We start from the raw sequence: 26,428 nt of genomic DNA on the forward strand, positions 1-26,428 counted from the left end.
CAAGAGAGGGTAGGGAGGGGCGACGCGGCACGGCGGGGGGCACGGTGACGACGACGGACGACGGCCTGGAGACCAGGCCACCGGCGGCGGACGCACCCCCCGCGCCTGGACAGGAGCGCCGCGTCCTGGGTTGGTTCGTCACGGGCCTGGCGGGCGCGCTGGTGTACCTCGCGCTCGTCGTCCCGGACGAGTTCGCGCGGCTGACACCCGGAGCCCTCGTCCGGGTCCCGGCGGAGGCGGTGGTCGGCGCGGCCGTCCTCGCCGTCCTGCCGGGAAGGGCGCGGAAGGCGACGGCGGCGGCCGCCGGGGCCGCGCTCGGGCTGCTGACCATCGTGAAGGTCCTGGACGTGGGGTTCGACGCGGTGCTCGTCCGGCCGTTCGACCTCGTCCTGGACTGGGTGCTGCTCAGGCCCGCCGTCGAGTTCCTGGACGCCTCGCTCGGCCGCGCCGGGGCGGTCGCGGCGGTGATCGGAGTGATCGTCCTCGCGGTCGCGGTACTCGCGTCCATGACGCTCGCGGTCCTGCGGCTGGCGCGGCTGGCGTCCGCGCACCGGCGGGAGACGCTCGCGGGCGCCGGGGTCGCCGGGACGGCGTGGCTGGCCTGCGCGGCGCTCGGCGCGCAGCTCGTCCCGGGCGTGCCGGTGGCGTCGGGCGGCGCGGCAGCCCTCGCCTACGACCACGCCCGCGAGGTCCGGACGAGCCTGCGCGACGAGCAGGTCTTCGCCAAGCAGGCCGCCGTGGACGCCTTCCGCGACACCCCGGGCGACCGGCTGCTGACCGGCCTGCGCGGCAAGGACGTCGTGCTCGCCTACGTCGAGAGCTACGGGCGCGACGCGATCGAAGATCCCCAGTTCGCGCCGCAGGTCGACGCCGTCCTCGACGCCGGGAGCAAGCAGCTCCGCGATGCGGGGCTCTCGTCCCGCAGCGGGTTCCTGACCTCGCCGACGGCGGGCGGCGGGAGCTGGCTCGCGCACGCGACGCTGCTGTCGGGGCTGTGGATCGACAACCAGCAGCGGTACCGGACGCTCGTCGGCAGCGATCGGCTGACCTTGAACCGCGCGTTCCAGCGGGCCCGGTGGCGGACGGCCGCCGCGATGCCCGCGAACGTCCGCGCCTGGCCGGAGGGCCACTTCTTCGGCTACGACAAGGTCTACGACTCGCGGAACATCGGCTACCGCGGTCCCCGGTTCAGCTACGCGACGATGCCCGACCAGTTCACGCTGTCGGCGATCCAGCGGTCCGAGCGCGCGCGGCCCGAGCCGGTGATGGTCGAGTCGGCGCTGGTGTCGAGCCACGCGCCGTGGGCGTCGATCCCGAGGATGGTCGACTGGAACGCCGTCGGCGACGGGTCGGTCTACCGGCCCATGGTCACCGACGAGAACCCGCCGTGGCCCGCGCACATCCGCACCGAGTACCGGAAGTCGATCGAGTACTCGCTGAACAGCCTGATCTCCTACGCGAAGACCTACGGCGACGAGAACCTGGTGATGGTCTTCCTCGGCGACCACCAGCCCGCGGCCACGATCACCGGGCCCGGCGCCGGACGGGACGTGCCGATCACGATCGTCGCCCGCGACCCCCGCGTCCTCGACAGGATCTCGGGCTGGGGCTGGCAGGACGGCCTGCGTCCCGGCCCGCACGCCCCGGTCTGGCCGATGAGCGCCTTCCGCGACCGCTTCCTCACCGCGTTCGGCGGTTAGAGACCGGCGCGGGCCTCGGTGGGGGTGCGGCCGAAGCGGGCGCGGAAGTGGCGGGCGAAGTGCGCCTGGCTGGAGAAGCCCCACCGGTAGGCGACGTCCGCGATCGTCGTCGCGGCGGCGCCCGGGGCGGTGAGGTCGTCGTGGGCGTGCTGGAGGCGGCGCTCCAGAATGTGCCGGGCCGGGGTCGTCCCGGCCGATTCGAAGATCCGTCCGAGGTGCCGGACCGACACCCCCATCACGCCCGCGACCTGGCCCGGGGTGAGGCAGGCGTCGTGCAGGTGCCGCTCGATGTAGTCCTCGGCGATGATCAGCTGGGTCTGGTAGGCGGCGGGCGCGGGGCGGCCGCCCGAGCGTCCGGCGGCCAGCAGCTTGATCAGGTCCAGGACCGTGCCGCGCGCGCCCTCGCCCGGGTTCTCCAGGACGGAGCGCAGCGCCACGACCAGCTCGCCCTCGCGGGCCGTCCCGCGGCCGAACAGCATCGGCGCGGGCACCCCGCCCGCCATGCACTCCTCGACGAACAGCTCGCGCGGGATGTCGACCAGGAACTGCCGCATGGACGAGGAGAACCCGAACAGGTAGGGCCGCCGCGTGTCGTAGACGACGAGGTCGCCGGCGGTGGCCGACAGGCAGCCGTGCTCGTGCAGGAACACCGCCTCGCCCTTGACCAGCAGCGTCGCGAACACCGAGTCCTTCGGGGCGTCCTTGGCGACCTGCGGGGTCCGCTCGACGGCGTGCGCGTTGCCGCTTATCTCGGCCAGCCGCACGTCGCCGAGCTGGAAGTTGGCCTGCCGGGCGAGCAGCCCGCGCTCGGAGTAGGAGGTGCAGGACAGCCCGACCAGAGCCCGGCGGTTGTACTCCTCCCAGAACCCGATCCGTTCGCGCGGATCGATGTCCTCGGTGGTCGCGTGGCTGGTCATCAGTGCGGGTGCCGGCATGGGGCTCCTTCCCGGGCGCGGGCGGTCCTGAAAGGAGCCTATGTCCTGTTCACGGCTATACCGCCAGGTAGCCTCCATCCACCGGAAGGACCGCGCCGGTCATGTAGGACGCGGCGGGCGAGCACAGGAACGCGTTCACGGCGGCGATCTCCCGGGGCCGCCCGTAGCGGCCGACCGGGATCCGGGCGCGGACGGCCTCGGCGGCGGGCGGGTCGTCCAGCAGGCCCCGGGCCAGCGGCGTGACCACGAACCCGGGCGCGACCGCGTTCACCCGGACGCCGTCGGCCGCGTACTCGGCCGCCAGCGACTTGGTCAACTGCGAGATCCCGCCCTTGCTCGCGCTGTAGGCGGGCCGGTCGCGGCTGCCGGTGAAGGAGAACATCGAGGAGACGTTCACGATCGACCCGCCGCCCTCGGCGCGCGCGAGCGCGGGCCGCGCGGCCTGGCAGGCGATCATGGTGGCGGTCAGGTTGATCTCCAGGACGCGCCGCCAGCGCTCCAGGTCGTACTCGTCGCGGTCGTGGCTGACGCCCGCGCAGTTGACCAGGACGTCCAGCCGTCCCGCCTCGGAGATCAGCCCGGTCAGGCCGCCGCCGTCCAGCACGTCGTGCTCGACGACGCGGACCGCCGGGTGCCCGGGCAGCTCCTTCTCGTCGGCGGGACGCAGGCCGAGCGCCGTCACCTCGGCGCCCAGTTCGGCGAACAGCACGGCGGTCGCCGCGCCGATCCCGGACGTCCCGCCGGTCACGAACACCCGCCGCTCGGCGAACAGCCCGGGCGCGAGGCCTTCGGTGTCGTTGGTCATGGCCGCACCAGCACCTTGATCTCCTCCTTGGAGCCCGCGCCCAGCAGGGTCTCGAAGCCGCCCGCGACGACGTCGGCGAGCGGGACGGTCGAGGTCACGATCGGGGTGAAGTCCATCCCCTCCTCGGCGGCGAGGCGGATCAGCTCGGGGTGGACGTCCCGGTAGCCGACCGTCCCGATGATCGACTGCTCGTTGTTGACCAGCGCGAACGCGTCGAACGCGAACGTCCCGCCGAGCCCGGCGAGGACGACCCGGCCGCCGCGCCGGGTGGCGGCGAGGCTGTCGCGCAGCGTCCCCTCGGTGCCGACGGCCTCGAAGGCCACGTCGGCGTCGCCGGACGGCAGCGCCCCGACGCCGACGGCCTCGGTCGCGCCGAGCCGCACCGCGAGGTCGCGCCGCTTCTCCGACGGGTCGGACGCGACGACGCGTCCCGCCCCGTACCGGGCGGCGAGCTGGACGATCAGCAGCCCGATCGGCCCCAGCCCGACGACCGCGACACTCTCTCCGGGAACCAGCCCGGAGCGCCGGATGGCGTGCAGCGCCACGGCCGCAGGCTCGAAGACCGCCGCCTGCTCCAGCGAGACGTTGTCCGGCAGCCGGTGCAGCATGTAGGACGGCACGACGGCCCGCTCGGCGAGCCCGCCGTCGCCCATCAGCCCGGCGAACCCGAAGTGGTCGCACAGGTTGTACTCGCCCGCGCGGCAGCGGGCGCAGTCGCCGCACCGGTAGTGCGGCTCGACCGCGACCCGGTCGCCGGGGGAGAACCCCTCGACGCCGGGGCCGACCTCCGCGACCGTCCCGCTGAACTCGTGGCCGAGCGTCAGCGGGGCGCGCCGTCCCGACTCGGGGTGCGGTTCCCCGACCGGGATGGCGTGCGGCCCGTCGGCGTACTCGTGCAGGTCGCTGCCGCAGATCCCGCAGTACGCGACCGTGATCGCGACTTCCCCGGGCCCCGGGGGAGCGGACGGGACGTCCTCCACCCGCACGTCCCGGGCCTGGTACCAGACGGCCGCCTTCACGCGGTCACCTCCGCTTTCCCCGAGCGGCGCAGGACCGCCGGGGCGGTCTCGCGGAGCCCGAACGACAGCGCGACGACCAGCGCGGCGCCGCCCGCCGCGATGAACATCGCCGCCTGGAGCCCCCAGGTGTCGGACGCCCAGCCCGCCACCAGCGGACCGAGGAACCCGCCCGCCAGCTCGCCCACGCCCATGATCACGCCGAGCGCGGTGGCGAGCGCCGCGCGCGGGACGGTCTCGGCCGGGATCGTCGCCATGAACAGCGTGAAGCAGCCGAGGCCGGTGTAGGTGAGGATCATCAGGCCGCCGAGCAGCCACGGGCTCCCCACGTACACGACCGCGATCGGGCAGCCCACCGCGAGCGCGGTGAACCCGATCAGCGCGGGCCGGCGCCCGATCCGGTCGGAGATCCCCGGCGTCGCGAAGCCCCAGACCACCCAGGCGACGCCGAGGCAGGTCATGACCGCGCTCATCGTGCCCGAGCTCCAGTCCTTCTCGTCCGTGAGGTACTTGGGCGTGAAGGTGATCAGCGTGACGAACCAGGTGAGGTAGCACGGGGCGATCAGCATGCAGATCACCACGTTGCGCAGCTTCAGGACCTCCTTGACCGGCACCTTCGGCGCGGCCTTGGCGGCCCTGGCGGCCGCGGCGGTCTCGGCGTCCTCCCGGTCCACCGGCGGCTTCTCCAGGACGAACTTCGCGATCAGCGCGGCGACGAGCAGGCCAGGGACGATCGTGACGAAGAACGCCGTCCGCCAGCCGAACGTGTCGGCCATCCAGACCACGACGACCGGCGCGACGATCCCGCCGAGCAGGCCCGCCGAGGAACCCTGGAGCAGGCCCATGTTCAGGCCGCGCCGCGACTCCCGGGACGCCTCCACCATCATCGACTGCGACATCGGGAGCACCGCGCCCTCGGCGGTGCCCATCAGCGCCCGCGCCGCCAGCAGCCCGACGAACCCGGTCATCAGCCCGGACGCGGAGGAGAACACCGAGAACAGCAGCACGGCGCCGACCAGGATCGGCTTGCGCCGCCCCAGCCGGTCCGACAGGCTTCCGGCGAACATCCCGGCCAGCGCCCAGGTCAGCGCCAGCACCCCGGACAGGATGCCGAGCTGGGAGTTGGACAGCCCGAAGTCGTCGTCCATGTAGGGCGCGAGGAACGCCAGCGCCTGCCGGTCGAAGAACACGAAGCCGAACGCCAGGAACAGGATGAGCAGCAGCCGGTTCTCGTACCGGTCGGCCGCCCCACGCGCCGTGCGCGTCAGGATCTGGGTCATGTCTGGGTCCAGGTTTTTCTCAGGGGGCCCGGCCCGGTGCCGGCGCCCCAGGGCCCGTTCTCAGCGAACAGCCGTCAGCGGAACAGCGAGTTGACGTAGTCCGCGCCCAGCCCGACCTTGTCGTAGTGCTTGCGGCACATGTCGATGTAGTCGTGGACGTCGAAGAAGCCCTCGGTCTCGCCGTTCTCGTCCAGCCAGATCAGCGGGCCCTTGACGATGAACAGCGTCTTCATCGGCTCCTCGTGCTCGTAGGCGACGAGCGTGTGGCCCTCGCCGGGCGCCTCGTAGACGAAGTCGCCGGCGGTGGCGGTCCAGGGACGCTCGAGGTAGCCCCACTTGCCGGAGATCGTGTAGGCGAACACCTCGTGCGGGTGGTAGTGCCGGTTGACGAGCCCGGCCTCCTTGGACCGCAGGATGTCGGACCAGGTGTTGTCCTTGACGTTGATCCACAGCGGCCGGGACCCGACCGTGTCGGTGAACGGCACGTAGTACCGGTCGTCGTCGGTCGCGACGTTGCTCAGGTACACCTCGGGCAGCGCGTCGGGCTTGAACGAGTTCTCGATCGGCTTGAGGTTCTTCCAGAACTCCGAACCAGGGGTTTCAGGCATGTGAACGGCTCCTCTCGTTGCGGCGAGTGAACCCCGTCGCGCGGGGTCCCGTCTTTCGTGTGGCAGACGCCACGGTTTGCACATCCAAGACATGACCCGGGCTTGACCCGGGCGTCCATGATCCGGCGACGCGCCAGCCCCTCCGCCGGTTGCCATCGGGCCCGCACATGGCCATGACCCGCGATAACCCGGTACCGATCACCACTTACCGGTAAATCTGGGGATCTCCTACAGAAGGGACCCACGGGGTGAAGAGAATCGTCGTCATGGGGGCCGTCGCCATCGCCGGAGCGACCGGAGCGGCGCTGCTGGCCGCCGCACCGGCGGAGGCCGCGAGCGCGGTGCAGATCCACCGCGTCTACTACGACTCGCCGGGCAAGGACACCCGCTCGAACTCCTCGCTGAACGGGGAGTGGGTGCAGCTCTACAACACCTCCAAGTCGTCGCGGCAGCTGAAGGGCTACAAGCTCCGGGACAAGACCGGCTACACCTACACCTTCGGGTCGTTCACCCTCGGCGGCCGCAAGTCGGTCTACGTCCACACGGGCAAGGGCCGCAACACCGCGACGCACCGCTACTGGGGCCGCGGTTCGTACGTCTGGAACAACAACGGCGACACCGCCTACCTCCGCTACCCGAACGGGAGCACGGCCGACTCGTGCTCGTGGGGCAGCAAGGGGTCCAGCAAGTACTGCTAGCGGACGGTCCGCCCCGTCCCGGCGGCCATGGACAGCAGCGCCAGGGCGTCGTGGGACGGGGAACCGGGCGACGCCTGGTAGATCGTGACGCGCTGTCCGGTGCCGGTGAGGCGCAGGGACTCCACGTGCAGGGTCAGGTCTCCCACTTCGGGATGGTGGAAGACCTTCTCCTCGCCGCGCCGGTGCCGGACGTCGTAGCGCCGCCACAGGGCCGCGAACTCCGGGCTCCGCGCGTCCAGCTCGTCCACCAGGGCGGCCAGGTCGGGGGCTTCGGGGTCGGACGCCGCGACGCCGCGCAGGTTCGCGACGCACCCGGCGGCCGACCGGTCCCAGTCGGCGAGGAGGCCGCGCGCCGCCGGGTGCAGGAACACGTACCGGACGGTGTTGCGCCGCTCCTCCGGCCAGTCCGCCAGGCCCGCGTAGAGCGCGAGGGCCTCCGGGTTGGCCGCGAGGACGTCGCCGGTGCGCGACAGCGCGTAGGCCGGGCACGGCCGGATGTTCTCCAGCAGCAGCCGCACCGACGGGCGGAGCGTCCGGTCGGCGGCGCCGCGTCCGGGGGGCGTCCGGCGGGCCGCGTGGTCGGCCAGCGCGTAGAGGTGGGCGTGCTCCTCCTCGTCCAGCCGCAGCGCGCGGGCCAGCGCGTCCAGGACGGCGCCGCTCGGGTTGGTCTCCTTGCCCTGTTCGAGCCGGATGTAGTAGTCGATGCTCACGCCGGAGAGCGCCGCCAGCTCCTCGCGGCGCAGACCGGGCGTCCGGCGCGCGCCGGGGCCCGGCGGCAGCCCCACCTCGGACGGCCGGACGCGGGCACGGCGGGCGCGCAGGAACACGCCGAGCTCACTCGACACGGCCCCAGTCTCCCAGCACCGAACCCCGCCTGGGTGACCCTGTCACTGCCAGGAACGCGGGGGCCCTCACGCTCCGGCGCCGGATGGTCCAGCCTCGGCGGCATGACCTCTACGACCTTCGGGGCGGGCTCGACCGCCATGGACGTGATCGCCGAGCACGACCTGTCCGGCAAGGAGACGATCGTGACGGGCGGGGCGTCCGGCCTCGGCCTGGAGACGGCCCGCGCCCTCGCCTCCGCCGGTGCCCGCGTGGTGATCGCGAGCCGCGACCCCGCCGCAGGCGAGGCCGCGGCGGCGAAGCTGCGCGCCGAGACCGGGAGCGAGGTGGTGTTCCGCCCGCTGGACCTCGGCTCGCTCGCGTCCGTCACCGGCTGGGCCCGCCGCCACGTCGAGACCGGCAGGCCGCTGCACATCCTGGTCAACAACGCGGGGATCATGGCCACACCGCTGACCCGGACCGCCGACGGGTTCGAGTCCCAGTTCGGCGTCAACCACCTCGGGCACTTCGCGTTCACGGCCGGACTGCTGCCCGCCCTCCGCGCCGCCGGGGGCGCGCGCGTGGTCGTGCTGTCCTCGCGCGCGCACCGGCGCGGCGACGTCGACTTCGACGACCCCAACTACGAGCGCCGCCCCTATGACCCGTGGCAGGCCTACGGCCAGTCCAAGACCGCGAACGCCCTGTTCGCCGTCGGCCTCACCGCCCGCCACGCGGCGGAGGGGATCACCGCCAACGCGGTCATGCCCGGCGCGATCATGACGGGCCTGCAACGCCACATCCCGCAGGAGGTACTGGCGGACATGGGCTGGTCGGGCGTGCCCGACCGGCGCGGCTGGAAGACCCCCGAGCAGGGCGCGGCCACCTCCGTCTGGGCCGCCGTCGCCTCCGAGCTGGACGGCGTCGGCGGCCGGTACCTCGACAACTGCGCCATCGGCACCCCCTGGACCGGGACCGGCGACCCCCCGACCGGCCACTACCTCCCCTACGCCCTGGACCCCGCTAACGCCGACCGGCTCTGGTCCCTCTCCGAGGACCTCACCTGAGATCGCGGGGTGTTTTACGGAGTTTCCGCTGGGCAGGGGGAGATCGACCCCCCGAGAGACGGAAACGCCGACCTGTCCGGTGGGAGGGGACCGATGGCGAGCGCCGCGCCGACGGCGTCCGGGGTGGACGAGGGAAACGCCCTGTGGACGTCCGAGGGAACGAGCCGAGAGGGCGAGGACGCCGCGGACGCTCCGCCGGGCCCGGCGCCGCGCGGTGAGTGCGCCTGCGGCGACCCGTCGGGGGTGCTGCGCTCGTACGGGCCGTTCGTCCGCGCGCTGCGGTCGATCACCCGATGAGCTGGGACGACGCGCGGGTCCGCGAGCACGTCCGGCAGGTGGAGGGGCTGCTCGCGGGGCTGGACGCGCACGCGGCGCGGACCGTCCGGGCTTTGGTGGAGCTGTACGGCGAGGCGCTGGAGCGGGTGCAGCGCATCGCGGCGAACGCGGGCGCGGACGGCGCGCTGACCGGTGACGAGCTGATCGGCCACCTGCTGATGGCGCACGGCCTGCATCCCGACCCGCCGGAGGTGCGGGTCGGGCGGGCGCTCGGCGCGATGGAGGCCTTCCTCGCCGGGCACCGCGCGCGGGCCGAGGTCGCGGGCATCGACGCGGCGACCGTGGAGCTGGTCGTGGCCGGCGAGGGGGCCGCCGGCGGGGAGGTGCCCGCGCCGGTCGCCGACGCGGTCGTGCGGGCAGTGCGGGCGGCGGCGCCCGAGCTGGAGCGGGTCGAGGTGCGCTCGCCCGGGCCCGCGCCGTGAGCGCTCCCGACCTGGCGCTGGACCTGCTCGGCATCGAGCCCGAGCGGTGCGCGGCGACGCCGACGCTGAACCTGGTGGTCAGGCTGCGGCGCGCGGACGGCGGGCCCGTCCAGTGCGTGCTGCTGACGACGGTGGTGAGCATCGCGGCGGCCCGGCGCGGCTACGACGGGGAGGACCAGGACCGGCTCGCGGGCGTGTTCGGCGCGCCGGAGCTGTGGGACCGGTCGCTGCACGGGCTGACCTGGGCGCGGATCACCGCGACCGTCCCGGCGTTCCGGGGCGCGACGAAGCTGACGCTCGGGCTGCCGTGCGGCCACGACATGCAGGTCGCCGCCGACCAGTATCTGAACGCGCTGCGGGACGGGGACGTGCCCATCGACCTGTCGTTCAGCGGCACGGTCTTCTACCCCGACGCGGACGGCGCGCTGCGCACCCGGCAGATCTCCTGGCACTACCAGGCGACGGGGGAGCTGACGATCGGCCTGTGGCGCGACCTCATGGACCGCTACTACGGCTCGGCCCGCTGGCTGCGTCTGGACGAGGACCGCTTCGACCGGCTCGCCGCCTACCGGGCGCGGCGGGCGCTCGCGACCTTCGACGACGCGGTGGACGAGCTGCTGCGCGTCGCCGAGCCCGAGGCCAGGCACGAGCCTAGGCGCGTGCCTAGGCGCGAGGCCGGGCACGGGGGCGAGGGCCGGCGCCGGTGGACGCGGTGACGCCGTCCCGTCCACCGGCCGGCCGGAACCCTCTTCAGGCGCGCCCGCGCCGCTCGGCGGCGATCCGCTCCAGGGTGACCACGACGTCGGCGGGGCTCGGCGTCGCGAGCCACTGCTCGTGGACCGCCTCGGCGCCGCGCTTGTAGGACTCGTCGGTGGCGACCGTGCGGATCAGCTCGCGCATCTCCTCGACGGACTGGGCGCGGTGGTCCAGCCGGGCGCCCGAGCCCTTGGAGATGACGAAGTTCGAGACCGGCGTCGCCTCGACCTTCTTGGCGGGCAGCTCGAACACCGGCGGCGGGCCGTCGGCCTCCCGGTCCTCCCGCTTGCCGATCTCCAGGCCGGGCAGCAGCGTGCCGGTGCGCGAGGCGTCCTGCTCCTGGACGGGCTTCAGCATCAGCGACTCGCCCTCGATGTCGCACACCAGGTGCGGGACCTTCGCCGGGACCGCCGCCGAGTACGTCCCGATGCCGCCGTGGTGGATCATCGCCGAGCAGGTCGGCAGCAGGTGGGTCAGGTTCACCCACTCGATCTGCCGGACGTTCTCGGGGATCTTCTCGACGCCGTCGAGCTGGAGGTCGTTCAGCGTGGCCACGACCTCGACGTCCAGGCCGTCCAGCGCCTTCATGATCTTGGGGGTGCGGTCCCAGTCGCCGCGGACGAACCGGCGGGTCGACTCGCCCAGCGACATCGCCACCCGGGGCCGCTCCGGCCGCTCGCGCAGCCACTCCGGGAACTCCTGCGCGCCCGCGTACGGGATGTGCCGCATGTGCACCCGCGTGATGTTGGCCGGGAGCTGCATGCCGTCGGGGATCGTGTCCACCGTGAAGTCGCCGAGCAGCAGGTTCTTGTCGATCTCCATGCCGTATTTCTCGGCCAGCGGCGAGAGCAGGGTCGCGAGCGGGTTCGGGTCGAGGCCGGCGGCCCTGACCTGCGCCTCGCGCTCGGCGAGCTTCTCCAGGCTGTAGGCGAGGACGTCCTCGCCGTTGCAGAGCCGCGCGTGCGCCGCGCCGCAGGCCCGCGCCGCCACCGCGCCCGCCGGGACCGTCACGTCCCACAGCACCAGGTCCGGCTTCCACGCGCGGCAGAAGTCGACGAGGTGCTCCGCCTCGGACCGGTCGACCCGGACGTAGTCCGACATCGGCACGAACAGGTACTGGTAGAAGGTGATCCAGAATTCGCGCTCCCGGTCGTCCAGGCCGAGCGGGCCGGTGTAGCGGTCGACCTCCTCCGGCGTCTTCGGCGGGTTGGCCTCGTCGGTGAGGCGCACCTCGGCGACATCGGTGTCGCCGAGCTGGACGGGGGACAGGCCGGTGCTGATGATCTGCTCGGCGGCGCTGTGGTGCGAGGCGACCCGGACCTCGTGGCCGGCGCTCTGGAGTGCCCACGCGAGCGGCACGATCGGGTAGAGGTGCGCGAGCGAGTTGGGGTAGATGGTGAACAGAACGCGCATCGGATCTCCTTCGGACACTGGCGGTCACGAGCATCGTCCGCCCGGGCGCGCGTCTCCTGCACCTCATGGATTGCTCAGCGAAACGCACCCGGAAATCGCTCCGGGGCGGCCTCGTCGCCGAGGCCGCCCCGGAGCTCAGGGGGAGGGGAGTGGTCTAGGTTCTGGGCGCGGGCTCCAGGTTCGTCTCCACGTCCCGGGAGGGGGCCTCCTCGCGTTTCGCGAGCGCGCTGGGCAGCCAGATCCGGCGGCCGATGTCCATCGTCAGCGAGGTCACGAGCACCGACCGCACGATGAAGGTGTCGAGCAGGAGGCCGAGCGCCACCGCCGTGCCCATCTCGACGAACGAGACGACGGGCACGGTCGTGAGGACGGCGAACGTGGCGGCCAGCACGAGCCCGGCCGAGGTGATCACGCCGCCGGTCGCGGTGAGCCCGGTCAGCGTGGCCTGCCGGGTGCCGTGCGTGCGCGCCTCCTCGCGCACCCGGGTCATGAGGAAGATGTTGTAGTCCACGCCGAGCGACACGAGGAACACGAACACCAGCATCGGGAACGAGGTGTCGGTCGCCTCGAACCCGAACACGCTCTTGAACAGCACCGCGCTCACGCCGATCGCCGCCGCGTACGACAGGACGACGGTGGCGATCAGCACCAGCGGCGCCACCAGCGCCCGCAGCAGCAGGACGAGGATCAGCATGACCGCCGCCAGCACGAGCGGGATCAGCAGCTTCGTGTCGTGGTCGTAGGCGCTGTTGGTGTCCTTGGTCAGCGCGGTCTGGCCGCCGACCCGGGCGTCCGCGCCGTCGATCGCGTGGACGGCGGTCCGCAGCCGCGAGACCGTCGTCAGCGCGGCGTCGCTGTCGGGCTGCGCCTTCAGCGTGCCCTCCATGTAGACCAGACCGTCCTTGGTCACGGGCGTGTTCACCGACGCGATCCCGTCCGAGGAGCTCAGCGTCTGCCGCAGCTCCTGCGCCGCGCCCGCGTTGCCGATCACCACGACCGGCAGGCCCTGCTGGCCCGCCTGGTAGTGCCGGGAGAGGGCCTCCTGGCCGGTCACCGAGGGCTGGTCGTTGGTGAACGCGTCCTGCTGCTCAAGGCCGCTGTTGTTCAGCTGGAGGTTGCCGAGGGCGAGGACGCCGAGGATGAGCGCGGTGCCGATCCAGATCGCCCTCGGACGCGTCGCGATCCGTCCCCCGATCCGCGCCCACAGCCGGGCGCTGGTCGCCTCGGACGCGGCGACCTGGGGCTTGACCGGCCAGAAGATCCACCGACCGAAGATCACCAGCAGCGCGGGCATCAGCGTCAGCGTCACGATCAGGCCGACGACGATGCCGATCGCCAGCACCGGGCCGAGCCCGGCGGTGTTGTTCATCTGCGCGAACTGGAGGCACAGCAGCCCGACCGAGACGGTGGCCGCGCTCGCGATGATCGCCGGGGCGGCGCGGCGCAGCGCGATCGCCATCGCCTCGTGCCGGTCCTCGTGCCGCGCCAGCTCCTCGCGGTAGCGCGACAGCAGCAGCAGCGCGTAGTCGGTGCCGGCGCCGAACACCAGCACCAGCAGGAACCCGGTGTCCTGCGCGTTCACGGTCAGCCCGGCGTGCTCGGCCAGCAGGTAGATGAACGCCTGCGCGCTGGTCAGCGCGAGCATCGCGCACAGGAACGGCAGGATCCACAGGACCGGGCTCCGGTACGCGAAGAGCAGGATGATCACGACCGCGAGCACCGTGAACAGCAGCTGGGTCGAGTTCAGGCCCGAGAACGCGTCGGTGGTGTCGGCCAGGTAGCCGCCCTGCCCGGTGATGTGCACCGCGAGCCCGTTCGCGCCGGGACCCGCCGTGTCGCGCACCCCGTCCACCCGTTTGACGATCTTGGTGGCGCCGTCCGAGCCCATCTGGATCGGCACGACGGTCTGCAACGCCTTGCCGTCGGTGGACGGCGTCGGCCCGACGATCCGGTTGAGGACGCCCTCGTCCTTGGTGAACGCCTGCACGTCCGCGGCGGCCTTGGCCCGGTCGGCCGCCGTGATCCCCGACGCGCGCTCGTAGACCACGACCACCGGCACGTTGTCGCCGGGTTGGAACTTCTTCTGCAATTCCAAAACCTTGGTGGCCTCGGCGTTGCCCGGCAGCCACTGGGTGTAGTCGTTGTCCTCGGCGCCCGTGAGCTTGCCCGCCAGCGGACCGGCCACCGCCATCGTCAGCAGTAACCAGACCACGAGGACGACCCACTTGCTGCGCCGCCCGCTCACGAACCGGGTGATTCCAAGTGTTCTGTCCATCCGAGCTCCTGACATCAGTGAAGGCTCCGCGGTCGGCGGTACCTGTATGACGGCGCCCCCATGGAAAACTCACCGCGGGTCCGGACGGTGAGCTTCGCGGGACCCGTCCGTCTCAACAGTCGGCACACACGATGGAGGAGAAACATGATGCTCAACGGCAAGAACGCGATCATCTACGGGGCCGGTGGCGCGGTCGGCACGGGCATCGCGAAGGCCTTCGCGCGCGAGGGCGCCCACGTCTTCCTCACCGGACGCACCCGGGACAAGCTCGACCGGCTGGCCAAACAGATCGCCGACGAGGGCGGCCTGGCCGAGGCGGCGGTCGTCGACGCGATGGACGAGGACGCCGTCGACGCGCACGCCCGCTCCGTCGCCGACCGGGGCGGCCTGCACATCTCGCTCAACCTCGTCAACCGGGGCGACGCGCAGGGCATGCCGCTCGCCTCGATGGCGACGGCCGACTTCACCCGGGCCATCACGAAGGGGATCACCACGACGTTCATCACGTCGCGGGCCGCCGTCCGGCACATGACCGAGCAGGGCTCCGGGGTGATCCTCGCCTTCAACAGCGGCTCGGCCCACGGGAGCCCCATGATGGGCAGCACCGGTCCGGCCGACGCGGCGATCGACGCCTACATCCGCAACCTCGCGCAGGAGGTCGGGGCGAGCGGAATCCGCGTCCTCGGGCTGTGGGCGGCGGGCATCCCCGAGACGCTGACGCCGGAACTGCTCGGCTCGGTCAACGGCGAGATGAGCGTGGACGACTCGGCGCTCCGCGGCATCATCGACAACCTGGACGGCATGCGCATCCTCAAGCGCTCGCCCTCACTGGCCGAGGTCGCCGAGGTGGCGGTGTTCCTGGCGTCCGACCGCGCGTCCGCCATCACCGGCACCTTCACCAACGCCACCCAGATGTTCGTCTGACCCTGTGGGGCGGTGGTTCCAGGGTCCACGAGACGGGGGAACGGCGTCCCGTGGACCCTGGCCGGCACCGCGTGCCGGCGGGGGTTCGGGGTTCAGCTGCCCATCTGCTGGAGGGCCCAGCTGTTGCCGTCGGGGTCCGCGAAGTAGGCGTAGTACACGGCGGGCTTCCCGGGAGCGCCCATGTTCTGGATCTCGCTGATCTCCACGCCGCGCTTGGACAGCTCGGCGTGGACGGCGTGGATGTCGTCGACGACGAGGTGCAGGTTCTGGATCGAGCCGGGCGGGGTGCCGACCCAGCCGTCGCCGAAGCCGATCGAGCAGGCCGAGCCGGGCGGCGTCATCTGCACGATCCGCATGCCGCCGCCGGGATTGATGTCGTGGTCCAGTTCGAATCCGGCTTTCTCGGAGTAGAAGGCGATCGCCCGATCGGTGTCGGATACGGGGATCGGCAGCAGTTCGAGCCTGAGTTCCATGGGCCGGACGTCCTTTCGCCAACGCGATTGTTTTCCTCACACGGAGCGCCGATCCGGTCGGCCGGATCGGCGCCGGCTCAGCCAATCACGTTGTGCCCGGCACTGTCATGCGAACGCACCCCCTGTCCGGCTCGCGCGCTCTGACCTGCGCGTCCGGCGGCCGGAACCGAGGTCGCATTTGGGGAGAAGCGGCGCCGGGCGCGGGCCACCAGCATGAGTCCTACACAGGGCCTTTATGCGCCGTCGGTCGAGAGCCCAGCGTGACGCAGTGCTGGTCACCGGCGGCCCCGAGCTGGGGGTGGTGTCCATGAGGGTGTGCTTTCGCGGATGGGCCGGAGGCCGGGCCGCGCGCGGTGCCGGGGCGGTGGTGGCGGGCGCGCTGGCCGTGCTGACGCTGCTCGCGACCGGCGCGCCCCCGGCCCTGGCGCTGCCGGGGGTGCGGCCGACGACCGAGCGCGGGAACGTCCCGGAGATGGGCCTGACGATGGTGGACGGCTCGGCGCTGCACTGCCCCGCGGGGGTGACGAAGTGGTCGCCGCTGGTCGTGCCGATCGAGATGGCGATCCCGCAGGGCGAGCCCAACGGGAGCATCGACCCCCGCGAGACCCGGAACATGCCGGACGGCTCGTCCCTGTGGTACCGCTCGCTCGGCGACCTGCGGACCGGCGGTCCGATGAAGCTCGACACGCAGTGGACGCAGGACGGCCGCACCAGCATCCCGATCACCCGGACGCAGCTGCGTTCGGGCACGTACCTGCTGGGCGCGCTGTGCGCGAAGCCCGGCGGAGGGCGGCACACGTTCCCGCTCGACGCGAACGGCGCGCTGATCGGCGAGTGGTACGTGGTGACGTTCACGTGGGTGGACAGCCGTCCCGAGACGGGGACCTTCCACTTCGAGCGGCAGCACAACGGTTCCGGCATCGACACCGCGACCGCGCCCGCCACCGCGCCCACCGCCCCGGCGCCGCAGGCCGCCGCCGCGCACGCGCATGACGACGCGTCCGGCGACTCGGACGGCACGGGCTGGTTCCTGATCGCGGCCGCCGGCCTGCTGGTGGTGGTCGCCCTCGGCGTCACCGGCGTCCGCCTCCGCCGCCGCGCCACCGGACCCGGGACGGGCGAGCCGCCCTCCTCGGCGCCCGGGACATCCCGAGTCTCACGATCCCCGGAGGACAAGTGAAAAGGCCACGTTCGACCCTGTTCCTGGCATGGCTGGGACTGCTCGCGGCGCTGGCGGCGGCGTCGTCGTTCACGCCCGTCCAAGCCGCCACGCCCGTCCAGGCCGCCCGGGCCCCCGCCGCCGCTGTTCCGGCGGGTGAGGAGGTCACCGCACTGACCGCGGGGGCCGCCCACACCTGCGCCATGTTCGGCGGCAAGACCATGCGGTGCTGGGGCGACAACCAGTACGGCGAGCTGGGCAACGGGCTGAACGCCCCGTCGCCGAAGCCCGTCGAGGTCAAGGGCCTGGCGTCGGCGCCCACGACGACGCTGTCGCGCGCCGTCCACAACTGCTCGCTGCTCGGGGACGGGACCGTCCAGTGCTGGGGCATGAACAAGTACGGGCAGCTCGGGGACGGCACGCTCACCAACTCCAACCGCCCCATCACGGTCAAGGCGCTGACCGGCAAGGTCCGCCTGCTGACGGTCGGGGGCGACCACGCGTGCGTCACCTACGAGAACGACACCACCTGGTGCTGGGGGCAGAACAAGTACGGCGAGCTGGGCAACGGCGAGCTGACCACCGGCTCCAAGGTGCCGGTCGAGGTCAAGGGGCTGCCGTCGCCGCCCGCGCAGCTCGTGTCCAGCGTCTGGAACACCTGCGGCGTGCTCAAGGACGGGTCCACCTGGTGCTGGGGGCACAACGAGGAGGGTGAGCTGGGCAACGGCACCAAGAGCCTCGGCTCGCCGAAGCCGGTGAAGGTGAAGGGGCTGCCCTCGACCCCCGTCCGGCTGACGGCGGGGAACTACCACATCTGCGCGCTGGAGAAGGACGGCTCGACCTGGTGCTGGGGCGAGGGCAAGTACGGGCAGCTCGGCACCGGCTCCACCAAGTTCTCCCTGGTGCCGAGGCCGGTCGTCGGCCTGGAGCGCAATCCCACCCAGCTCGTCGCCGGCGGCTACCACACCTGCGCGGTGTTCGCCGACAACACGATGTGGTGCTGGGGGCAGAACAACTTCGGCCAGCTCGGCAACGGGACGACCAAGAACGCCTCCAAGCCCGTGCAGGTGCGCAACTTCCGGCTCAACCCCATGTTCGTCGTCGGGGGCGGCCTGCACACCTGCGTCGCCTACCGGGACTCCTCCATCGACTGCTGGGGCCTCAACGCGGCCGGTCAGCTCGGCAACGGCACCATGAAGCCGCTCAACCCCACGCCGGGCTCGGTCGTCGGCCTCGCCGCCGCCCCGGCGCATCACGGCGTGCACCCGGCCGCCGCGAACAGCGACGCGAAGGACGACTCGGACGACGACGGGCTCTCCACCGGAACGCTGACCGGGATCGGCCTGGCCGGCCTCGCCGTGGTGGTCTTCCTCGCCTTCCTGGCGACGCGGCGCCGCCCGAACTGAAGCGCCGCCCGAACTGAAGCGCCGCCCGAACTGAGTCCCGCTCGAAATGAAGGGCCGCCCGAAATGAATTGCCGGAGGGAATTCAAGAGATGACCGGACGGAACTGACCCGTGCGGACGGAGACGGTGACCACCATCGTGATCGGTGACGTCGCCCTGATCGTGGCCGCGTCCACCCTGTTGGGCGCGGCCGCGCGCAGGCTCGGCCAGCCGACCGTGTTCGGCCAGATCCTCGCCGGGATCGCGCTCGGGCCGACCCTGCTCGGACGTTTTCCGGGCGACCCGACGTCCCGCTTCTTCCCCGGGGAGGTACAGCCCTTTCTCAACGTCCTCGCGCAGATCGCCATCGTCATCTTCATGTTCGTGGCGGGCTATGAGATCGACTTCCGGTTGCTGCGGCGGGAGGGCCGCAGCGCCCTCACGGTCGGGGTGCTCGCGCTCGTGACGCCGATGGCGCTGACGCTGGCGGCGCTGTCGCTGTTCGACGGCACGTTCGCGAACGTCGACCCGCGCCACGCGGGGACGCACTCGTTCACGCTGTTCCTGACGGTGGCGACCTCGATCACCGCGCTTCCGGTGCTGGCCGCGATCGTCCGGGAGCGGGGCATCGCGGGAACGGTCCCGGGGACGGTGTCGATGGCCGCAGCGGGGTTCATGGACGCGGGCGCCTGGCTGCTGCTCGCCGCCGCGCTCGCCGGGACGGGCCACGCGTCCGACCGGCCGTGGCCGGTCACGCTGGCGATGCTCGTGGTGTTCCTCGCGGCCATGTTCGGGGTGGTGCGCCCGCTGGCGGCGCGCTGGATCGACCGGCCGCGCGCGCTGCCCGCGACCCATCTGCCGCTCGCGCTCGTCCTCGCGCTCACCGCGGCGTGGGCGACGTCGCGGATGGGCCTGCACCCGGTGTTCGGCGGTTTCGTCGCGGGCCTCGCGATGCCGCGCCGCGACGGGGTGCCCGACGCCGAGATCCTGGAGCCGATGGAGCAGAGCGCCGGCCTGCTGCTGCCGCTGTTCTTCGTCACGACCGGGCTGTCGTTCGACATCGGCACGGTGGACGGCGGCGCGCTCGCGCTGCTGGCGGTGATCCTGTTCGTCGCGATCGCGGGCAAGCTCGTCCCCGGCTACCTCGGCGCGCGGCTCAACGGGCTGCGGCCGCGCGAGTCGGCGGTCGTCGCCGCGCTGGTGAACGCGCGGGGGCTGACCGAGCTGATCGCGCTCAACGTGGCGCTGGAGGCGGGGGTCATCAACGCCGAGCTGTTCACGGTGCTCGTGCTGATGGCGCTCGTGACGACGTTCCTTACCGGGCCGCTGCTGGCCGTCCTCACCCCGGAGCGCGGCGTCCGGACGGCGCCGCCGCTGGAGACGACCTCGGCTCCGTAATCAGCACGGAACACCTCAGCCGCCGCGCGGAAGCGCGGCGGCTGAGATGTTCCCGGCCCGGCTACGCGGCGGTGCCGCGGTCGCCGGTGTGGAGGAGGTCGCGCAGCGCGTTCTTGTCGGGCTTGCCCAGCGGAGTGTGCGGGAGGTCGGCGAGGATCTCCAGCCGCTCGGGCAGCTTGAACGCGGCGATGCCCCGGACGGTCAGCGCCGCGCGGACGCCGTCGAGCGTCAGCCGGTGCCCCGGGTGGAGGCGGACGACCAGGCACACCCGCTCGCCGAGGACGGGGTCGGCCAGCCCGAGCACGGCGGCCTCGGCCACCGCCGGCAGCTCCTGGACGAGCACCTCGACCTCGCCCGGCGCGACCTTCTCCCCGCCCCGGTTGATGAGGTCCTTGACCCGGCCGCGGACGACGACCATGCCGTCGGGGGTGACCTCGACGAGGTCCCCGGTGCGGTACCAGCCGTCGCGGGTGAACGAGGCGGCGTTCTGCTCCGGCGCGCCGTAGTAGCCGCGCGGCGTGTAGGGGCCGCGGGTCAGCAGCTCGCCGATGCCGCCCGGCGGGACGGGCGTGCCGTCCCGGTCCACGACGAGGAGCTCGTCGTAGGGGCTGATCGGCGCGCCCTGCGTGGAGTGCGCGACGTCGTCGGGGGCATCGACCGGCATGCAGCAGATCAGCCCCTCCGCCATCCCGTACATCTGCTGGAGGCCGCAGCCGAGCGCGGGCCCGATGCGGGCGGCGACCTCGGGCGACAGCATCGACCCGCCCACCTGGACGAAGTGGAGGCTGGACAGGTCGCGCCCGCAGCCCTCGGCCTCCTCCATCCAGCGCAGCGCGATCGCGGGCGTCGCGGAGGTGACCGTCACCCCCTCCGCCTCGATGGCCGCGAACACCGGCCCGGGACGCGGCGAGGGGAGCAGCACCACCCGCCCGCCCGCGATCAGCGTGCCGAGAATCCCGGGGTTGGCCAGCGGGAAGTTGTGCCCGGCGGGCAGGACCGCGAGGTACACGCTGTCCTGCCCGACCCGGCAGATCTCGGTGATGCGGCGGATGTTGTACTCGTAGTCGTCGTGCGTGCGGTTGATGAGCTTGGGCATCCCGGTCGTCCCGCCGGACAGCAGGAACAGCGCGGGCTCCGAGGAGGCCGGGGCGCTGGCGTCCAGCCGGGCGCGCCGCTCGGCCTCCCCGCCGCGTCCCTCCCACAGGTCGGAGAGCGCGACGCTTCCGCGCGCCGACGGCTCGCCCGACACCAGCACCAGCGGGCGCGCGTCCAGCCGCTCGGCGACGCGGTCGGCGACGCGGTGCGCGAGCGCCTCGTGGTCGAACCCCCGCCAGCCGGACGGCACGAACAGCGCCCGCGCGCCGACGTGCTCGGCGATCGAGGTCAGCTCGTACTCGCGGTGCGGCAGCAGCATCATGACCGGGGCCGCCCCGAGCCGCAGGCACGCCATCGTGACGACGACGAACTCCCACGAGTTGGGCAGCTGCACGAGCACGCGGTCGCCGCGCGCGAGGCCGCGGTCGGCGAGGCGCTCGGCGAGCAGGTCGGCGCGCTCGGCGAGGGCGCGGTAGGTCAGCCGGGTCTCGCCGTCCACGACGGCGGTGCGGTCGGGCCAGCGGTCGGCCGAGTCCCACAGGTAGGCGCCGAGCGGGCGGCCCCGCCAGCATCCCGCCTTCCGGTAGAAGGCGGCCCTGTCGGGGGGCCACTGGACCATGCGGTGGCGTGTCGGGGTACTCATCGGGGCACTCCGTCCGGGTCGGGGCTGAGGAGCTCGGCCAGCAGCCCGGCGACGGCCTCGACCGTGGGACGGTCCCAGAACAGCGTCGCCGGGAGCTGGAGGCGGAACCGCCGTTCGAGCCCGCGTCTGATGCGTACGGTCATGACGGAGTCGACGCCCATCTCCGCGACCGGGCGGGCCGTCTCGACCTCGTCCGCCGACAGCCGGGTCTCCGCCGACACCTGGTCCCTGACCTCCGCCAGCAGGAAGTCGCGGAGGCCCTCGCCGTCGAGCCCCTGCCAGGGGGCGGCGGCCGCGTCCGCCTGGGGCTCGGGCGGCGCGTCGTCGAGGTCGGCGAGCAGCGGCGGCCTGCGGTCGCCGGGGCCCGGCGGGATCGTGCGGAGCACGGCGGCATAGGGCAGCGCGTGCCGGTCGGCGAGCCACCAGGCGCTGAACGCCTCGGTGGCGCTGATGTCGGACGTGCCGCGCGCCGCGAGCTCGGCGTCGATGACGGCCGAGGACGTGGACATGCCGAGCCCGCGCCAGGACGTCCAGCCGAAGCTGGTCGTCGCGGTGTCGCCGGCGGCGCGGCGGTGCGCGGCGAGCGCGTCGAGGAAGGCGTTGCCCGCCGCGTAGCTCGCCTGCCCCGGCAGGCCGAGGAGCTGCCCGCAGGAGGAGAAGAGGACGAAGAAGTCCAGCGTCCCCGGCGGGAACATCTCGTGCAGGACGAGCGCGCCGTTCACCTTGGGACGCATGACCGTGCGCAGCGACTCCTCGTCGAGCGTCCGGAGCGTGTTGTCGTCCAAGACGCCGGCGGCGTGCACGACGCCCCGGATCGGCGGCAGGCCGAGCGCGGCCAGCGAGAGCAGCTTGCGCGCGGCCTCGGCATCGGCGATGTCGAGCGCGACGGTCGCGACCGTGACGCCGAGCCGTTCCAGCGAGCGGATCTCCTCCACCCGCGCGATCTCCGCCGGGTCGGTCAGGTCGTCCCAGGTGTCGCGGGGCGGCAGCGCGCGGCGGCCGACGAGGACGAGGCGCCGCCCGCCCCGGTCGGCCAGCCAGCGCGCGACCTCCAGGCCGAGCGTGCCGAGCCCGCCGGTGATCAGGTAGGTGCCGTCGGGGCTACAGCTCAGCGGCTCGCGGACCGGCTCGCCCTCCAGCGGGCGCAGCCGCGCGACCGACGCCTCGCCGTCGCGGACGACGACCACGTCGTCCTCCAGCGCGGATCCGACGATCTCCACCAGGCTCGGCGCGTCCTTGGGCGAGGAGCCGACGTCCACGACCCCGCCCCAGAACTCGGGGTGCTCGCCGCCGATGATCCGGCCGAGCCCCCACAGTGCGCTGTGCCCGAGCGAGCCCTCCTCGGCGCACTCGCGGACGCCCTGCGTCGCGCACCACAGCTTGGCGGGCGCGGCGAGCCCGGAGTCGGCGAGCCGCCGCGCGGTCCGCGCGAGCAGCCAGGCCGCGTCGACGGCCGCCTCGCCGGTGTCGACCGACGGCCCGAGCGGCGGCACGACCACGATCGTGTGCCCGCCGGCCAGCTCGGACTCCGCCAGGTCCTCGGGCGTCGCCGCGACGCGGAACGGGACGTCGGCCGCGCCGAGCCGTTCGGTGAGCCGTCCGAGGAGCGCGGTGTCGGGGCCGACGAGCACCACGCGCGTGCGGGTGGCGGCCGGGAGTTCGGGCAGCGGACGCCAGACCAGCTCGTGCACGAGGCGGCGCGGGCTGGTCAGCACGGCCGTGTCGCCCTCCAGCACCCCGTAGCGGAGCCGGTCGAGCCTGCCGATCACCGTGCCGGCGGTGTCGCGGATCTCCACGTCGACCGTGTCCTCGCCGACGACCCGCACCAGCACGAGCGCCCGCGCGGGGCTCGCCCCGTCGAGCGCGACGCGGTGGACGTGCGCGGGCATGCGCAGGACGGGGTCCCCGCCGAAGGCGACCGACGCCGCCGACAGCGCCGCGTCGAGCAGCGGCGCCCAGGTGTGCGGCGGCTCCTCGCCGTCCCCGACCTGGGCGTCCACGGCCAGCACGCCGTCGCCCGCCCGCACCCGCGGCAGCTCCCAGGCGAAGCCCATCGCGGCGACGCCCAGCGTCGCGAGCCGCTCGACCACGTATCCGGGCGCCAGGTCGGTGCCCGTCTCGGGGATCGGCCCGCCCGGCGGGAGCGGCTCGGTGCGGACCTCGCGGGTGGCCGTCGTGTGCGTGACCCACGCCCGGTCATCGGGGGTGCTGTCGGCGATCCGCGACGACAGCCGGAGCATCGCGTCCTGGAGGACGATCTGCACCTCGCGCGGACGGGTGACGGTCACGGGCACGTGCAGGCCGACGCCGGTGAGGTCGGGGCGCCGCCCGTCCGCGGCCGAGGCGGCCGTGAGGAAGGTGTTGAGCAGCACGGCGGCGGGCACGATCTCGACCTCGCGGACGGGATGGTCGCCCGGGTAGGGCCGGGTCTCGCGGTCGAGCGAGGTCAGCCAGACGGTGGCGGGGGTGGAGCCGTTCACGCTCGTCCGGCCGCCGAGCAGGGTGTGGCCGCGGGGGTCGTGCCGCTCCAGCACCTGAGGCCGGGCGTCCGACTCCTCGATCCAGTGCGGGCGGTGCCGCCACGGGGCCGGGGGCAGGTCGGCGGGGCCGCCCTGCGGCCACAGCGCCGACCAGTCCACCGGAGCGCCGTGGCAGTGCAGGACGGCGAGGTTCTCCAGCAGCGTCCGCCGCTCGGGGCGGTTGCGCCGCATCGAGTGCGCCACGCAACTGTCGGCCGAGCCGCCCAGGTCGTCGAGCGTCTCAAGGATCGAGTGCTCGACGACGGGATGCGGGGAGACCTCCAGGAACATCCGGTACCCGTCCTCGCGCGCGGCGGTCACCGCGTGCATGAACCGGACGGTGCGCCGCAGGTTGGCGGCCCAGTAGGCGCCGTCGCGCACCGCGCCGTCGCGCGGGTCGTCCAGCGCCGTCGTGTAGAGGGGCACCTCGGCGGGACGCGGCGCCAGGTCGGCCGCCGCCGCCTCCAGCCCGTCGAGCAGCGGCTCCATCGCGGGGCTGTGGAAGGCGACGTCGGAGTCGACCCTCCGCACGGCGACGCCCTCGGCCTTCAGCCGCTCGCCGAACTCCTCCACCGCCGCCGGGTCGCCCGACACCACGGTCGACCGCGTCGCCGCCGCGACCGCGACCGCGACGTCGCTCCGGTCGCCGAGCATCTCCGCGACGTCCTCGGGCGGCAGCGCGACCATCAGCATCGCGCCCTGCCCGACCACCCGCCGCAGCAGCAGCGAGCGGCGGCAGACCAGCCGCGCGCCCTGCTCGGCGGTGAACACGCCGGCCGCGACGGCGGCGGCGATCTCGCCGACCGAGTGCCCGATGACCGCGTCCGGCCGCACCCCGGCGGCCCGCCACGACGCCGACAGCGCGACCTGCGCCGCGTAGATCATCGGCTGCGCGACGTCCACCGGGAGCGGGGAGTCGTGCCGGATGACCTCGATTGGGGAGAAGCCGATCTCCTCCTGGAAGACGGGGTCGATCTCGCGCATGACGGCGGCGAAGTCCGGGTCGCCCGCGAGGGACTCCTTGGCCATGCCGAGCCACTGCGTGCCGTGGCCGGAGAACACCCACACCAGTCCAGCGCCGGGCGCGAGCGCCTCGGTCGCCGCGGCGCCGCGCAATGCGGCGGCGAGTTCGGCGCGGTCGGACGCGACCACGGCGGCCCGGTGCGCGAGATGGGTGCGGCCGAGCGCGAGTGTGTGGCCGATGTCGCGGAGCGGGACGTCCGTCGCTTTCTCGACGTGCTCGGCGAGCGTGGCCGCCCGTTCGGCCAGCGACTCGGGGGAGGCGGCCGACAAGGGGAACACGCGCGCGGTGCCGTCGTCGTCGGCGTCGCCCGGCGCGTCGGCCTCCTCCAGGATGACGTGCGCGATCGTGCCGCCGTACCCGTAGCCGGAGACGCCCGCGCGCCTCGGCCCGTCCCCGGACGGCCACGGCGACGGCTCGGCGACGACCCGCAGGCCCGACGTCTCCCAGGGGATCGCCGGGTTGGGCTCGCCGAACCCGGGGTTCGGCGGGATCTCGCCGTGCCGCAGCGCGAGCACGGCCTTGATCAGCCCCGCCATGCCCGCGCCCGCCTCCAGGTGGCCGACGTTCGGCTTGACCGACCCGATGAGCAGCGGCTTCTCGGCGGTCCTGACCGCGCCGAGGACCTCGGTGAGCGCCGCCGCCTCCAGCGGGTCGCCGACCCGCGTGCCGGTGCCGTGGGTCTCGACGAAGCCGACCGTGGCCGGGTCGATGCCCGCGCTCTCGTACGTCCGGCGGAGCAGGTGGGCCTGGGCGTCGGCGTTGGGCGCCATGATGCCGCTGGTCTTCCCGTCCTGGTGGACGGCGCTGCCGCGGATCACCGCGAGGACCCGGTCGCCGTCGCGGCGCGCGTCGCTCAGCCGCTTGAGGACGACGACGCCGCCGCCCTCGCCCCGGCCGTAGCCGTCCGCGTCGGCCTGGAAGGACTTGCTGCGGCCGTCGGGGGCGATCGCGCCCGCCGCGTCCAGCACCATCGACAGCCCCGGCGCGGCGACCACCAGCACGCCGCCCGCGAGCGCGACCGGGCACTCGCCCGCGCGCAGCGCCTGCGCCGCCAGGTGCACCGCGACCAGCGAGGACGAGCAGGCCGTGTCGATCGCCATGCTCGACCCGCGCAGGTCGAGGACGTGCGAGACGCGGTTCGCGACCGCGCAGTACGCGCCGCCGATGCCCGACCACGCCTCGATCCTCGGCAGGTCCTCCAGCAGCCGGCGGCCGTAGTCGTCGGACCCGACGCCCATGAACACCCCGGCGTCGGTTCCGGCGAGCGTGTGCGGCGGTATCCCCGCGTGCTCCAGCGCCTCCCACGACAGCTCCAGGATGATGCGCTGCTGCGGGTCCATCAGCGCGGCCTCGCGCGGGGTGATGCCGAAGAAGTCGGCGTCGAAGCCCTCGACGTCGTCGAGGAACGAGCCCCTGCTGGGCGCGTCGCGGACGGCGGACGCGTGGTCCGGTCCGCGCTCGGCGTACCAGTCCCAGCGTCCCTCGGGGAGTTCGCCGGCGGTGGTCCGGCCCTCGCGCAGGAGCGTCCAGAACCCGTCCGGCGAGTTCACCCCTCCGGCGAAGCGGCAGGCCATCCCGACGATGGCGACGGGTTCGGGCGAATGCATCGCGCCCACCTTTCCTTCACAGCGGACCCGGGATGGTCCCCATCGTCGGTTCGCCGCTCCGCCCCCGGCACC

General features: G+C 73.3%; 21 protein-coding genes. 10 read left to right on the plus strand and 11 right to left on the minus strand.

Translation table 11 applies throughout. The annotated features are described in order from the left end of the window. Positions 1-44: 44 nt before the first annotated feature. Entirely contained in the window at positions 45-1,700 is a 1,656-nt protein-coding gene (locus K2F47_RS01330; protein ID WP_242900799.1) for a sulfatase-like hydrolase/transferase, read from the plus strand. Here K2F47_RS01330 and K2F47_RS01335 read toward each other — a convergent pair. The 5 genes from K2F47_RS01335 to K2F47_RS01355 all read right to left on the minus strand — a co-directional run bounded on the left by K2F47_RS01335 (position 1,697) and on the right by K2F47_RS01355 (position 6,344). Then, on the minus strand, positions 1,697-2,635 hold the full coding sequence (locus tag K2F47_RS01335) for a helix-turn-helix domain-containing protein (protein ID WP_242900800.1): 939 nt from the start codon (positions 2,633-2,635) through the stop codon (positions 1,697-1,699). The genes K2F47_RS01330 and K2F47_RS01335 overlap by 4 nt on opposite strands. Positions 2,636-2,690: 55 nt before the next feature. Beyond that, positions 2,691-3,440: an SDR family NAD(P)-dependent oxidoreductase gene (locus K2F47_RS01340; protein WP_242900801.1), complete on the minus strand. Its 750-nt coding sequence runs from the start codon at positions 3,438-3,440 to the stop codon at positions 2,691-2,693. After that, positions 3,437-4,459 carry a 2,3-butanediol dehydrogenase gene (locus tag K2F47_RS41195; protein WP_242900802.1) on the minus strand — a complete coding sequence of 341 codons (1,023 nt, stop codon included), beginning with the start codon at positions 4,457-4,459 and terminating at the stop codon, positions 3,437-3,439. The genes K2F47_RS01340 and K2F47_RS41195 overlap by 4 nt, the downstream gene beginning before the upstream one ends. After that, positions 4,456-5,736 (minus strand): MFS transporter, encoded by a 1,281-nt coding sequence (locus tag K2F47_RS01350; protein ID WP_242900803.1) that lies wholly within the window; start codon positions 5,734-5,736, stop codon positions 4,456-4,458. Before K2F47_RS01350 ends, K2F47_RS41195 begins: the two co-directional genes overlap by 4 nt. A 74-nt stretch (positions 5,737-5,810) precedes the next feature. Beyond that, positions 5,811-6,344, minus strand: coding sequence for a 2,4'-dihydroxyacetophenone dioxygenase family protein (locus K2F47_RS01355; RefSeq protein WP_242900804.1), 534 nt, complete (start codon positions 6,342-6,344; stop codon positions 5,811-5,813). A gap of 248 nt (positions 6,345-6,592) precedes the next feature. Here K2F47_RS01355 and K2F47_RS01360 point away from each other — a divergent pair, with 248 nt between their 5' ends. After that, a complete protein-coding gene (locus tag K2F47_RS01360) occupies positions 6,593-7,042 on the plus strand; it encodes a lamin tail domain-containing protein (RefSeq protein WP_242900805.1) in 450 nt (149 codons plus the stop codon). Here K2F47_RS01360 and K2F47_RS01365 read toward each other — a convergent pair. Beyond that, entirely contained in the window at positions 7,039-7,887 is an 849-nt protein-coding gene (locus K2F47_RS01365) for a helix-turn-helix domain-containing protein (RefSeq protein ID WP_242900806.1), read from the minus strand. The two genes, K2F47_RS01360 and K2F47_RS01365, sit on opposite strands and share 4 nt — an antisense overlap. A gap of 102 nt (positions 7,888-7,989) precedes the next feature. Between K2F47_RS01365 and K2F47_RS01370 the strand changes: the two genes are divergently transcribed. The 4 genes from K2F47_RS01370 to K2F47_RS01385 all read left to right on the plus strand — a co-directional run bounded on the left by K2F47_RS01370 (position 7,990) and on the right by K2F47_RS01385 (position 10,402). Further along, the gene (locus K2F47_RS01370) at positions 7,990-8,928 is read left to right on the plus strand and encodes an SDR family NAD(P)-dependent oxidoreductase (protein ID WP_242900807.1); all 939 of its coding nucleotides are present in this window, start codon (positions 7,990-7,992) and stop codon (positions 8,926-8,928) included. A 93-nt stretch (positions 8,929-9,021) separates the two neighbouring features. After that, entirely contained in the window at positions 9,022-9,225 is a 204-nt protein-coding gene (locus K2F47_RS01375) for a hypothetical protein (RefSeq protein ID WP_242900808.1), read from the plus strand. Then, entirely contained in the window at positions 9,222-9,686 is a 465-nt protein-coding gene (locus K2F47_RS01380) for a NifU-related iron-sulfur-binding protein (RefSeq protein ID WP_242900809.1), read from the plus strand. The genes K2F47_RS01375 and K2F47_RS01380 overlap by 4 nt, the downstream gene beginning before the upstream one ends. Next, complete coding sequence (locus K2F47_RS01385; RefSeq protein ID WP_242900810.1) at positions 9,683-10,402, plus strand: DUF6084 family protein; 720 nt, start codon at positions 9,683-9,685, stop codon at positions 10,400-10,402. The genes K2F47_RS01380 and K2F47_RS01385 overlap by 4 nt, the downstream gene beginning before the upstream one ends. Positions 10,403-10,436: 34 nt before the next feature. On the opposite strand, the gene K2F47_RS01390 is transcribed toward K2F47_RS01385, so the two are convergent. Together K2F47_RS01390 and K2F47_RS01395 are read right to left on the minus strand one after the other, a co-directional pair. Next, positions 10,437-11,855, minus strand: a complete 1,419-nt coding sequence (locus K2F47_RS01390; RefSeq protein WP_242900811.1) for a nucleotide disphospho-sugar-binding domain-containing protein — start codon at positions 11,853-11,855, stop codon at positions 10,437-10,439. A gap of 154 nt (positions 11,856-12,009) precedes the next feature. Beyond that, a complete protein-coding gene (locus K2F47_RS01395; protein WP_242900812.1) occupies positions 12,010-14,130 on the minus strand; it encodes an MMPL family transporter in 2,121 nt (706 codons plus the stop codon). Between the two features lie 144 nt (positions 14,131-14,274). Between K2F47_RS01395 and K2F47_RS01400 the strand changes: the two genes are divergently transcribed. After that, a complete protein-coding gene (locus tag K2F47_RS01400) occupies positions 14,275-15,054 on the plus strand; it encodes an SDR family NAD(P)-dependent oxidoreductase (RefSeq protein ID WP_242900813.1) in 780 nt (259 codons plus the stop codon). Between the two features lie 92 nt (positions 15,055-15,146). Here K2F47_RS01400 and K2F47_RS01405 read toward each other — a convergent pair whose 3' ends face one another. Beyond that, positions 15,147-15,527, minus strand: a complete 381-nt coding sequence (locus K2F47_RS01405; protein WP_242900814.1) for a VOC family protein — start codon at positions 15,525-15,527, stop codon at positions 15,147-15,149. A gap of 268 nt (positions 15,528-15,795) precedes the next feature. Here K2F47_RS01405 and K2F47_RS01410 point away from each other — a divergent pair, with 268 nt between their 5' ends. From K2F47_RS01410 to K2F47_RS01420, 3 genes are all read left to right on the plus strand, one after another. Continuing rightward, positions 15,796-16,707 (plus strand): hypothetical protein, encoded by a 912-nt coding sequence (locus K2F47_RS01410; protein ID WP_242900815.1) that lies wholly within the window; start codon positions 15,796-15,798, stop codon positions 16,705-16,707. Beyond that, positions 16,704-18,092 (plus strand): RCC1 domain-containing protein, encoded by a 1,389-nt coding sequence (locus tag K2F47_RS01415; protein WP_242900816.1) that lies wholly within the window; start codon positions 16,704-16,706, stop codon positions 18,090-18,092. Before K2F47_RS01410 ends, K2F47_RS01415 begins: the two co-directional genes overlap by 4 nt. Before the next feature lie 125 nt (positions 18,093-18,217). Beyond that, positions 18,218-19,468 carry a cation:proton antiporter gene (locus K2F47_RS01420; protein WP_242900817.1) on the plus strand — a complete coding sequence of 417 codons (1,251 nt, stop codon included), beginning with the start codon at positions 18,218-18,220 and terminating at the stop codon, positions 19,466-19,468. 61 nt (positions 19,469-19,529) lie between these two features. On the opposite strand, the gene K2F47_RS01425 is transcribed toward K2F47_RS01420, so the two are convergent. Then, positions 19,530-21,206, minus strand: a complete 1,677-nt coding sequence (locus K2F47_RS01425; RefSeq protein ID WP_242900818.1) for a (2,3-dihydroxybenzoyl)adenylate synthase — start codon at positions 21,204-21,206, stop codon at positions 19,530-19,532. After that, entirely contained in the window at positions 21,203-26,356 is a 5,154-nt protein-coding gene (locus K2F47_RS01430) for a type I polyketide synthase (RefSeq protein ID WP_242900819.1), read from the minus strand. The genes K2F47_RS01425 and K2F47_RS01430 overlap by 4 nt, the downstream gene beginning before the upstream one ends. Between the last annotated feature and the right edge of the window lie 72 nt (positions 26,357-26,428).

Source organism: Actinomadura terrae (genome assembly GCF_022751215.1).
In the GTDB taxonomy this organism is placed as follows: Bacteria; Actinomycetota; Actinomycetes; order Streptosporangiales; family Streptosporangiaceae; genus Spirillospora; species Spirillospora terrae.